Source organism: Emticicia sp. CRIBPO (genome assembly GCF_009905725.1).
Lineage (GTDB): Bacteria > Bacteroidota > Bacteroidia > Cytophagales > Spirosomataceae > Leadbetterella.
This window is the reverse complement of record NZ_JAAAKV010000002.1, coordinates 127,841-138,847: the sequence shown is the minus strand read 5'-3', so window position 1 is coordinate 138,847 and position 11,007 is coordinate 127,841. Positions and strand designations below refer to the sequence as shown.

Genomic DNA, 11,007 nt, shown 5'->3' with positions numbered 1-11,007 from the left:
TAAAAAAAAGAATTAATCGCTTTCGCTTTTGATTCACGTGTTAAATTAATATGATTTTTTTTACAAAGTTGCTAAATTTTTATGATTAATATATTTTTTTTCTCATTTTCTCCATTTTCAGAGAATACATACGTACTTTTTGACGAAACAGATGAGGCGGTAATTATTGACCCAGGTTGCCTCTCTCAGGCAGAAAAAGAAAGGCTGTCCCGTTTTATTGAGGATAAAAAACTTACTGTGAAGGCGTTGCTGCAAACACACACGCACCTCGACCATGTTTTTGGCTCTGCTTACGTAAAGCGGAAGTTTAAGGTAAAAATGTACATGCACCGCCTTGATTTGCCCGTTTTGAGTGACGTAGAGCTCCGTTGCAAAACCTGGGGGATAGGAGGTTATGAACCGGTAGAGGCAGACGAATTCCTGGAAGAAGGGGATGTGTTTGAATTCGGTAACTCAAAACTGGACATCGTACATGTACCAGGCCATGCTCCCGGGCACATCGCTTTTATCTCTCATGCAGATAAATTTATTATCGGTGGCGACTGTTTGTTTAAAGGAAGTATAGGCCGGACGGATTTCCCGCTATGCAGCCACGAAGACCTGATGAACAGTATCCGGAACAAGTTCTTTACCCTTCCGGACGACTACAGGGTTTACGCGGGGCACATGGACCCGACCACGATTGGTGCCGAGAAAAAATACAATCCATTTTTTAATTAATATCAAAGCCGGATTTCAATGAGATTATTTACTATTCCTAATTTACTGACCCTGGGCAACCTGCTTTGTGGTTGTTTCGGTATTTTCTTTGTCTTTGAAGGAGACCTTAAAATGGCTTCTTACCTGACCGGCCTCGCCTTGCTTCTTGATTTTGGCGACGGTTTCCTGGCGAGGCTGCTCAACAGTGCTTCGCCGATCGGTAAAGAACTGGATTCACTGGCAGACATGGTGACTTTCGGGGCTTTGCCCGCTTTTGTTGTTTTTTCACTGGCGAGAAACGCCACCGGAGAATTTCCTGAATACCTGCCTTACCTGGCTTTTGTCATTGCTGTTTTTTCTGCTCTGAGGCTGGCGAAGTTCAATATAGACACAAGACAATCGGAATCTTTTATCGGGCTTCCTACGCCTGCCAACGGTATGATCGTGGCCGCGTTTCCTTTTATACTGGACAACAGCAACCTTTCTTTTTTAGCTAACCCCTGGGTGCTGATTGCCTACGCTTTTGTCATTTCTTTCTTACTGATTGCAGAAATTCCGCTGTTTGCCCTGAAGTTTAAAAACTTTACCTGGCAGGATAACAGGATCAAATACATTTTCCTGATCCTCTCCCTGATCATCCTCGTACTGTTGATGATACCGGCTATTCCGCTGATCATTATTTTATATTTCCTGCTGTCCCTGCTGATCCATCTTAAGGTCATCAGCTAAACAGGCTTCATACCTTTCTGTAAGAAGGTTTCTTTTTCTTATAATTGATCGTCATCGTCGTAAAACGTGACTTAAGAAGACGCGTTGAAGGCTTTTTGAGGCTGTTCGCCGTCCATTTTATCCTGGGGCCGTATTGCGGAGAACTGGATAATTCGACGGTTTTCGCCTGCTTTAGCCAGGCGAAATGGTTGACAGGGCAGGGAAGGAGGTCTTCTTCCAAAGCCAGGAACATCAGATGAAGGTGTGTGTCTGAACGCTTGTTGATGGCATTAAAACCTGTTCTTCCGACTTCGCCCAGTTTATCGCCGGGGGCAACGATCTGGCCGGGTTCTACCACCACTTTCCGGTGATGGGCATAGTACCAGAGGCCGCCGCGTTCGAAATCATATACCCAGACATAATTGCCGCCCCTGTAAGAGGAGGTGTCCTGCCAGTTTTTTTCTGTAGCCAGCACTATGCCGTTACCTACAGAAACGATATCAATGTATTTGTTTTTACGGTCGTCAACACAATCATAATTGCGGTCAAGGATAAAAATATCATGGGCCGGGTGGCTTCCGCTCACGGTATGATCAAACAGGTCGAAACCCACGTCACGATAGCCGGTACCGCCGCCGCCTACGGCTGTGTAGTTGCTGCCCGCCAGCGGAAATACAATGCCTTCACTCCCTTTCAGTTCTGCAGGGGCCGGGTAGGCTTGTCTTACCTCACGCATAATGGATTTGAATTCTTCCCTGGCCGCTTCGGGCTCCAAAGTCTGTTCTCTGATAGAAACGAGAAGATTTTTAAACCTGAAAAAGACATCCGGGTCTCCATGGGTGGATAGGGGGAGCGACTGGTCCGAATTTAAACCTAAAACTGTAAAAAGCGTGAATACAAAATTTAAACTGATCATTAATATCTTCATCAAATTTGATTGTGCAAATAATCCTGCCAAAAACGCTGCAAAATATCAAAACTTTCTGAGAATCGGGGTAAAATAGTGTGTTTTTTATTATATGGGGTATCGGGGAGAAAGGATAATGGAGTAAAGAGTATGGAGGAGTTGTCAGGCAGGTCTTCCTCCTGGTTTAATTGACAGGATTTCAGGATTTACAGGATGCTTTTTTAATAAGTGGCCCTCTTGTCAGTGTAGAATAAGCGTTTCTCATTTTCCCTGGTTTAGGCCAACAGGATTTGCAGGGCCCTTTAAATATCTGCCCGGCCTGCGTGATAGCAGGCCGGGCAGAAAACAATGGCTGTATGAAATTAAACGGATGAATAAGGTTGATTGGAATACATAACAGATGAATATCAGGCAGCTCTTAATCTCTTCTCCTTTCTCCGTTTTCCCTTCTCCCTTCCGTCAGTTATTACTTATAATACTCCCTGATCTGAAACAGGAAAAAGCCTCCGATCAGGAACCCTATAATGGCACTGATAAAGTGAAGGCCGATCAGGCTTGATAATGCCGACAGCAAAAAGCTGTAGTATGACCAGACCCATCCGCCCCTGGCTCTGTCGAATAAGCCTTTGATAGACAATAAACTACATACAAGAGCAAGGATAGAGACTGTGATAGAAACAGCCGCCAGGAGGTCAAGCGTAAATAAAGTAAGGAGTGTGGCCAGGGTTCCGAGCCCTATCGCCAGAAGTGATAAAGGCACAAAGATCAGCATGATCCAGGGACTGATTTTGACTATCAGCTCTTTCCATGCCACCGGCAATTGAAAAGGTGCTTTATCCGTGAAAACAGGAAGCAATTCTGCCTCTAAAGGTTTAAGATTATTATCCATAGTTAATTAAAAGGGTTTTGATAAAATATGTTATTTTCATGGCTATAATACGTTGTTGAAAAAAGATCAGGGCTTACCGCCACCCATCATGGGTTTGTAATCCGAGGTCTTAAAGGTCGATGGATCATTGGCTTTTATTTCTTCCAGTTCCATGTTGGTTTCGTCACCATTGGCATTCACAGCGGTATATCCCATGGTCATACGGCCTTCCTCGGCTATTTTGACCAGCTCCGGATGGGCATAATAAGCTCCGTAACTTTTAGATTTCTGTCCGCCGTAGGGAGAGCTGCTTCCCTGGCTCATCTTTTGTGCCAGCCTGGCTATTTCCGGAACCCTGTCGCGGCTGATCCACATGGTCATTTTCTCGCCGTTATTGTCCATCAGGTATCCGTCACACACGTACCCGGCAATGGTCTTGGTTTGTGAGGTTTTCGTAATGGTCATTTTGGAATTTTCCTTTTCTGCATATTTTTCGATGGCGTCTCCTTTGAACCCGATGGCCATTACCGTTTTAGACCCTTTATTGTTCATGAAGGTGAACATTTTCTTCTGCGTAAAATCGAAAACCATGGCATCCATACTTTCAGAGGCTTTGGCCATGTCAGGGTTATCATTTGAAATGAACCTGGTGGCCATGGCACTGCCGTCCTGGCTGAACATGTATTTGGATTTCATCGTATTGTTCTTCTTTTCCTTTGAGCTGACAACGGTCAGTTTCATGACCATCGAAGAGCTGAAGTCATAGCTGGCTTTCGGGGTGCCGCCCATGTCGAGGTTTTTGAAAAAAATGTTGACCGCTGCTTCCGGATCTTCGCTGTTGCCGGTTGATCCTTCTTTTTTAGGCGGAGGCGTCATGGCCTTGTCTACCGCTTTATCAACGCCCTCTTCTATTTTCTGATTAACTTTCTGTTCGGCTTTTCTCCTGAAAACGGAGGCGGGATTGATGATCTGGGCGATGCCCGAAACGCTTATGGCCATGGCCATCAAAAGAACTGTGGTGAATAACGCTGACTTTTTCATTTGGCAATTCGTTTTGTTAGTAAATCCATAGATTTAAACTCACTACTAAGTTACAGATTAATTTGATTAATTATTTGGTATCCATGGTTTTATGTTTGTGTTTTGGCGGTTGCTCCGGCTGCGGTCAAGTGGCAGGGCGTCGGTGATCCAGATGTTTTTCCGCAGGTATTTTTTTGATAAGACCAGGTAAGAAAAGCAGGTGAATGCCAATAGCATGGTTGTTTCCATAAATGGGGTATTTTTATAAACAAATATAAATGGAAAGGCACACGAATCCGAGCCAATTTAACAGATGACCTGTTTGTTTGTATAATCAGCATTTTTGCAGGTATAAATGGTAATTCCGTGTATTACGTTTCAATACTGCTGCAGGGAGGATTTTAAGGCCGGAACTTCCAAAAAGAACACGGATTTCATACGATTTCAGATTTTTTAAAGTTGATTAAGAAAGTAAGTCAGGTGAAGCTTGTTTTGATAAATCATGTGCATGGAAATTAACATACATCAAATCAATCTTTTATTTTATTAAATTGCATGATATTGGGCCGGAAACAGGAAGGCTTAATGTCAGTCGGGAAATTTTGAGTGAAAATATAACATCTCCAGGTATGCGGATTTTGTCAGGAATTGTCATCTTTTATTTTGTCTTTTTTCAGGCTTTTTCTCAGGGCGGATACACGATCGTAACCGGGAAAATCCAGGATAAAGTAACGCAAAAGGCCTTATCTGAGGCTTATATCGTGATCCCTTCCACGGGCTTCGGCACCGGCACCAACCATGACGGCGACTTTGTTTTCCAGTTTCCTAAAATCAACCTGGATTCACAGGTGGTGGTCTCCCTGATGGGTTATAAGTCGGTTTCTTTCATTGCCAACACCCTGAAGCCTGACAGTAACGTCATAGAAATGGAGGCACTGCCGCTGATCAATGCCTCGCTCGGTATTTCCGATGCCAAGGTCTTTGTTAAATCGGCACTGGACAGCATCAAGAATAATTACCCGGACAAGGCCAGTTACCAGACCGGTTTTTTCCAGGAATTGTTTAGAATCCAGAAGCTGGGTTTTGTCAAAATCAACGAGGGTATTGTGAAAGTGGAGCGGTTCCCTGATCCCAAAAAAGAGATTCCGGACAAGGTAAAACTGCTGAGAGGCAGAAGACTCGAGTGGAAAGGCCAGACCTCCAAACTGGAAGGCTGGGGTTTTCAGAATGGTACTGACATCGTCTGTAAGTCGCTTGAATCATCCATTCCTGATTACTTTCATAAAAAGAACATCGATGATTATGAATTCAGGATCGACTCACTCATGACCACCTTTGATGAAATCCCCCTGTTTGTCATCAGGTTTAAGCCCATACATAAAAGGATAAAGGCCGCCAGGGAAGGGGTGATTTACATTGACCCGGAAACCAAGGCCATCGCCAGGATCGAGTACAAACTGACCCCCGAAGGCGTCCGCGACCTGGTCAATGTCAACTCAGGTCCGATCAAAATCACAGGAAAGACCGTCGAAGCTTATGTACAATACCGCAAATTCCAGGGCAAATGGCGGCTTCAGGATTCCCAGGTGAGTTTTGTCGTTGATTTTGAAGACAAGCTGGACAAGAAATTCCTCGTTACCTCAGACATTGTCATGCGGTACACCGCGTTTGAAAGCCGGCCATTGCTGAGGTCGGGTATTTATCCCAACGAGCTGCTTTTGTCAACCAACAATTTCAATGAATCGCGGGATCTGGGCTCGCCTTTCTGGATGCCATACCTTTCGCTGAGGCCTACCGCTGAAATGCTGGCCTTCGCGAGGTTACTGTTGAAAAAATAAAATTCCGGCAAGCTGCATACAACATGATCGCCCGGTTTTACGGTTTTATAAAAAAAAATCTGAAAGGAAATAGAACAGAATCTCTAAAATTTATAAAAATTCCTGTTTTTTAGCTTTCGTTTTTATTAAATTTTTATAATTGCTTGGTGGTTAAATTATCTTCTCTATACTTTTACACCTGAATGAAAGGGCTTTTTAAGAAATACTTCTTTCTACCACTACTTTTTTTATTAAGTGGAGGGCCTCACATGGCAGCCGGCCAGGTGAGCAGGGAGACATTCGTAGACTCTGCCGTCAGAATTCACCACCCTGTTTCCAGGGATACCCGCGAGATTGAGCGGGCAACTTCCACCACCCATGGCACTGCCGCAGTATCTCATACTTATACCGGCATTTTTAACCTCGCTTGTATTGAAATCGTTGAAGAAAGTCTCAACAATACCCTGAAATTCAGCAGTGCTGCTGTTGTTTTGGGTTATTCAAGGCAATGTTTCAGGATTTCCGACTTTTTTCTTTCTGCAAGAAAGCTATTTTCAGATAGTTATCTCCTTCCTGTAAAAACACTTTATATCTTTTTCAGGGTCTTCAGGCTGTGATACCCTAAGGTCTTTCCCCGTTTTGGTTTGTAAGAGTACTTCAGGTAATCTGCTGATTGCATCTGCTCTTATCCACCCTTTCTACCATTATTAATCTTAATTTTTTTATTTTATGTTAAAGAAAGTGCTCTTTCTGGCAGGGATTTCTGTAGCGTATATAGCTACAAGTTGTCACTCCGAAAAGGAAGAAAAAGAAAAAGAAACAGAGTTTCTGGTCACCACCCCTTATGTGACTGACACCATGGTCACAAAGAATTACGTTTGCCAGATTCACTCTATCAGCCACATCGAATTGAGGGCTCAGGAAAAAGGTTACTTACAAAACATTTATGTAGATGAAGGACAGAAGGTCAGAAAAGGCCAGACACTCTTCAAGATCATGCCTAATTTATATGAAGCCGAGGTGAAAAAAGCGGAAGCCGAAGCCAATTTTGCGGATATCGAATATCAGAACACCAAGGCCCTGACAGATAACAACGTGGTTTCGCCCAACGAACTCGCCATGGCCAAAGCCAAATACAACAAAGCCAAAGCCGAACTTGACCTGATGAATACCCACCTGGGCCTTACCATCATCAAGGCCCCTTTCGACGGTATCCTCAACAGTTTCCATGTGAGGCTGGGCAGTCTCATTGAAGAAGGCGAACTGCTCACCGAGCTGTCTGACAACAGCAAAATGTGGGTGTATTTCAACGTACCTGAGGCGGAATACCTGGCTTATATGAACAAGGAAAACGAAGGTAACCTCAAACACGTAGGTCTGAAAATGGCCAACGGCGAGATGTTCGATCAGAATGGCGTCGTAGAAACCATCGAGGCTGACTTTGACCATGAAACCGGTAACATCCCGTTCAGAGCCACGTTCTCAAATCCGAAAGGGCTGCTCCGTTACGGACAAACCGGTAACATCGTCATCACTACCAGGAAAAAGAATGCCCTGCTCATTCCGCAGAAGGCCACGTTTGAGGTATTGGACAAAAGATACGTGTTCGTGATTGATAAAGACAACAAGGTAAAATCAAGAGAGGTAGTCATAGACGCCGAGCTGCCGCATATTTACGTCATCAAGAGCGGTCTGGCGAAAGACGAAAGGATCCTGCTTGAAGGCATCAGGATGGTGAAAGAAAACGATAAAATCAAGGTCAAGGAACTGGCACCCGGCAAAGTATTGTCCGGTCTGAATCTTTATGCCGAATAATTCATCCTCAAAGAATAAAACATGTTTAGTAAAATCATACACCGGCCGGTCTTTGCGATTGTAATTTCCGTCCTTATCCTGTTTGTGGGTTCACTGGCTATCAATCAGCTGCCCATTTCACAGTTTCCGCAGATTGCCCCCACCACGGTGAGTGTGGCCATTGAATACCCCGGTGCCAGTGCCGACGTACTGGTCAAATCGTCCCTTATTACCCTCGAAAACGCCATCAACGGTGTGCAGGGGATGCGTTATATGTCTACCGACGCCACCAGTGCCGGAGAGGCTACCATCAACGTCGTCTTTGACCCCGGCACAGACCCCAACGCCGCCATGGTGATTGTTAAAAACAGGGTTGACCAGGTCATGACCATGTTGCCGGACCTTGTCCGTAACGAGGGGGTTATCGTGACGCCCATCCAGCCCAGTATGTTGATGTATGTCAACCTTTACAGTACCAATAAGAGCATGGACGAGAAGTTCCTGTACAATTACGCTACTGTAAACATGATCCCTGAAATCACCCGTGTGCCGGGTATTGCCAAAGCCCAGATCCTGGGTAGCAGGCGTTATGCCATGAGGGTGTGGCTAAATCCCGACCGTATGCGTGCCTACAACATTTCTGTCAACGAAGTGATGGAAGCTCTCTCAGAGCAGAGCATCATCGGTCGTCCCGGCCGTCTGGGGCAGAGTTCGGGTATAGCGGCCCAGTCGCTTGAGTATGTCCTTACCTACAAAGGCCAGCTCAACAAGCCCGAAGAATATGAAAACGTGATCGTCAGGGCCAATGCCGAAGGGCAGAACGTGCACCTCAAAGACATCGCGAAGGTTGAACTGGGAAGTGAGTTTTTCGATATTTATTCCAACCTCGACGGGCACCCTTCTGCCTCTATCATGCTGAAACAGAACTACGGCAGTAACGCCAACGACGTGATTGCCAGCGTGAAAGACCAGCTTGAAGTGATGAAGAAAAGTTTCCCGCCGGGTGTCGACTATAAAATCAGCTATGACGTGTCCAAGTTCCTGGACGCCTCCATTGAGCAGGTGATCCACACCCTCAGGGACGCGTTTATCCTGGTGGCCCTCGTGGTGTTTGTTTTCCTCGGCGACTGGCGGTCTACCCTGATCCCCATCCTGGCTGTGCCGGTTTCGCTCATCGGGGCCTTTTTTGTGATCCAGATGTTTGGTTTATCCATTAACCTGGTGACACTCTTCGCCCTCGTGCTGGCCATCGGTATTGTGGTCGATGATGCCATCGTCGTCGTCGAGGCCGTCCATGCCAAAATGGAAGACAGTGACCTCACGCCTTACAAGGCCGTGCAGGAGGTCATGAAAGAAATCTCCGGGGCCATCATCGCCATCACCCTCGTCATGGTGTCGGTGTTTATGCCGATCTCCTTCATGAGCGGTCCGGTTGGTACTTTCTACCGCCAGTTTTCTATTACTATGGCCAGCTCTATCGTTATCTCGGCCCTCATTGCCCTTACGCTTACGCCCGTCTTGTGTGCCATTTTGCTAAAAAATCACCACGGGCATCATAAAAAGAAGAACTTCTTCGACAAGATCATGGACGGCTTTAACAACGGTTTCAATAAAATTACCGGGAAGTACGTCGGTCTCCTCAAAAAGATCGTCAACCGAAAAGCCGTCACCTGGGGTATACTGATCGTTTTCTGTGCCGGTATTTACGTGCAGAGCAAGTACCTCGCCGGGGGCTTTATCCCGAGTGAAGACCAGGGTACCATTTACGCCATCATCCAGACCCCTCCGGGTTCTACCCTTGAGCGGACCAACAAGGTCTCCAGAGAGCTGCAGAAAATCTGTGAGGAAATTGACGGCGTCGAGTCTGTCGCTTCCCTGGCCGGGTATGAAATCATGACCGAAGGCCGCGGGTCCAACGCCGGTACCTGTCTGATCAACCTCAAAGACTGGTCGGAAAGAAAGCACACCGTCGTCGAAATCATGGAAGAGCTTGAACACAAATCAAAGGGCCTTGGAGCCACCATCGAGTTTTTCGAACCACCTGCCATTCCGGGTTTCGGTTCATCAGGTGGTTTCTCGATGCGTTTGCTGGACCAGAGTTCTACAGTAGATTACAATGCGTTTGATAAGGTCAATAAGCAATTCATGGAAGACCTCGGCAAGCGTAAGGAACTCACCGGGCTCTTTACTTTCTTTGCGACCAACTACCCTCAGTACGAGTTGGTGATTGATAACGAAGTAGCCATGCAGAAGGGCATCTCCATCGGTAAAGCCATGGAAAACCTCAACATCCTTATCGGTAGTAACTACGAGCAGGGCTTTATCCGTTTCGGGCAGTTCTTTAAGGTTTATGTTCAGTCTTCGCCTGAGTTCAGAAGGCTTCCTTCCGACGTGCTCAATCTTTTCGTGAAGAACGACCACGGCGAAATGGTCCCTTACTCGGCCTTCATGACCCTCAAAAAAACACAGGGACCCAACGAGATCACCCGTTATAATATGTACAATTCGTCGGCCATCAGGGGTTTGCCGGCTGCGGGTTACACCACCGCTGATGCCATCAAAGCCATCAACGAAACCGCCCTCAAAACCCTGCCCCACGGCTACAAGATCGCCTGGGAAGGTCTGTCTTATGACGAGGCCAACCGCGGCAATGAGTCCATTTACGTCTTTGCCGTCGTGCTGATCTTTGTTTATATGGTATTGGCTGCCCAGTACGAGAGCTTCATCATCCCGCTGGCGGTGGTATTATCACTGCCTGTCGGTATCTTCGGCTCTTTCTTTATGCTCAAAGCCATGGGTCTTGCCAACGATATCTACGCACAGGTTGGATTGATCATGCTCGTCGGGCTCCTGGGTAAAAACGCCGTACTGATCATCGAAATCGCCATCCAGAAGCGGAGGGCCGGGGCCACCATCATGGAGTCGGCGATCGAGGGGGCCAAGGCCCGTTTCAGGCCTATCCTCATGACTTCCTTTGCTTTTATTGCCGGTATGGTGCCCCTCATAGTGGCCACCGGGGCCGGGGCTATCGGTAACCGCACCATCGGTTCGTCGGCCCTTGGAGGGATGTTGTTCGGTACTGTTTTCGGCGTCATCGTCATTCCGGGGCTCTATTACATCTTTGCCCGCCTTGCTGATGGCCGTAAAATTATACAGGATGAATACGAAGAACCATTAACAGAAATCATTTGAAA

General features: G+C 46.3%; 10 protein-coding genes. 6 read left to right on the top strand and 4 right to left on the bottom strand.

Annotation, left to right across the window (positions count from 1 at the left end; genetic code table 11):
- Positions 1-81: 81 nt before the first annotated feature.
- Both GVN16_RS04495 and pssA read left to right on the top strand, forming a co-directional pair.
- Positions 82-720, top strand: coding sequence for an MBL fold metallo-hydrolase (locus GVN16_RS04495; RefSeq protein WP_166562656.1), 639 nt, complete (start codon positions 82-84; stop codon positions 718-720).
- 18 nt (positions 721-738) lie between these two features.
- Positions 739-1,428, top strand: coding sequence for a CDP-diacylglycerol--serine O-phosphatidyltransferase (pssA, locus tag GVN16_RS04490; RefSeq protein WP_166562655.1), 690 nt, complete (start codon positions 739-741; stop codon positions 1,426-1,428).
- Between the two features lie 7 nt (positions 1,429-1,435).
- On the opposite strand, the gene GVN16_RS04485 is transcribed toward pssA, so the two are convergent.
- The 4 genes from GVN16_RS04485 to GVN16_RS04470 form a co-directional block, all read right to left on the bottom strand.
- Entirely contained in the window at positions 1,436-2,335 is a 900-nt protein-coding gene (locus GVN16_RS04485; RefSeq protein ID WP_229244055.1) for a M23 family metallopeptidase, read from the bottom strand.
- A gap of 445 nt (positions 2,336-2,780) precedes the next feature.
- A complete protein-coding gene (locus GVN16_RS04480; RefSeq protein ID WP_166562654.1) occupies positions 2,781-3,203 on the bottom strand; it encodes a chromate transporter in 423 nt (140 codons plus the stop codon).
- Between the two features lie 66 nt (positions 3,204-3,269).
- Positions 3,270-4,223, bottom strand: a complete 954-nt coding sequence (locus tag GVN16_RS04475; RefSeq protein WP_166562653.1) for a DUF4412 domain-containing protein — start codon at positions 4,221-4,223, stop codon at positions 3,270-3,272.
- Between the two features lie 66 nt (positions 4,224-4,289).
- Positions 4,290-4,451 carry a hypothetical protein gene (locus tag GVN16_RS04470; protein WP_166562652.1) on the bottom strand — a complete coding sequence of 54 codons (162 nt, stop codon included), beginning with the start codon at positions 4,449-4,451 and terminating at the stop codon, positions 4,290-4,292.
- A 380-nt stretch (positions 4,452-4,831) separates the two neighbouring features.
- On the opposite strand from GVN16_RS04470, the gene GVN16_RS04465 reads away from it, so the two are divergent.
- The 4 genes from GVN16_RS04465 (at position 4,832) to GVN16_RS04450 (ending at position 11,005) form a co-directional block, all read left to right on the top strand.
- Entirely contained in the window at positions 4,832-6,040 is a 1,209-nt protein-coding gene (locus GVN16_RS04465) for a carboxypeptidase-like regulatory domain-containing protein (RefSeq protein WP_166562651.1), read from the top strand.
- Between the two features lie 248 nt (positions 6,041-6,288).
- Entirely contained in the window at positions 6,289-6,636 is a 348-nt protein-coding gene (locus tag GVN16_RS04460; protein ID WP_166562650.1) for a hypothetical protein, read from the top strand.
- Between the two features lie 112 nt (positions 6,637-6,748).
- Positions 6,749-7,834: an efflux RND transporter periplasmic adaptor subunit gene (locus tag GVN16_RS04455; protein ID WP_166562649.1), complete on the top strand. Its 1,086-nt coding sequence runs from the start codon at positions 6,749-6,751 to the stop codon at positions 7,832-7,834.
- Between the two features lie 21 nt (positions 7,835-7,855).
- On the top strand, positions 7,856-11,005 hold the full coding sequence (locus GVN16_RS04450; RefSeq protein WP_166562648.1) for an efflux RND transporter permease subunit: 3,150 nt from the start codon (positions 7,856-7,858) through the stop codon (positions 11,003-11,005).
- Positions 11,006-11,007: the final 2 nt, after the last annotated feature.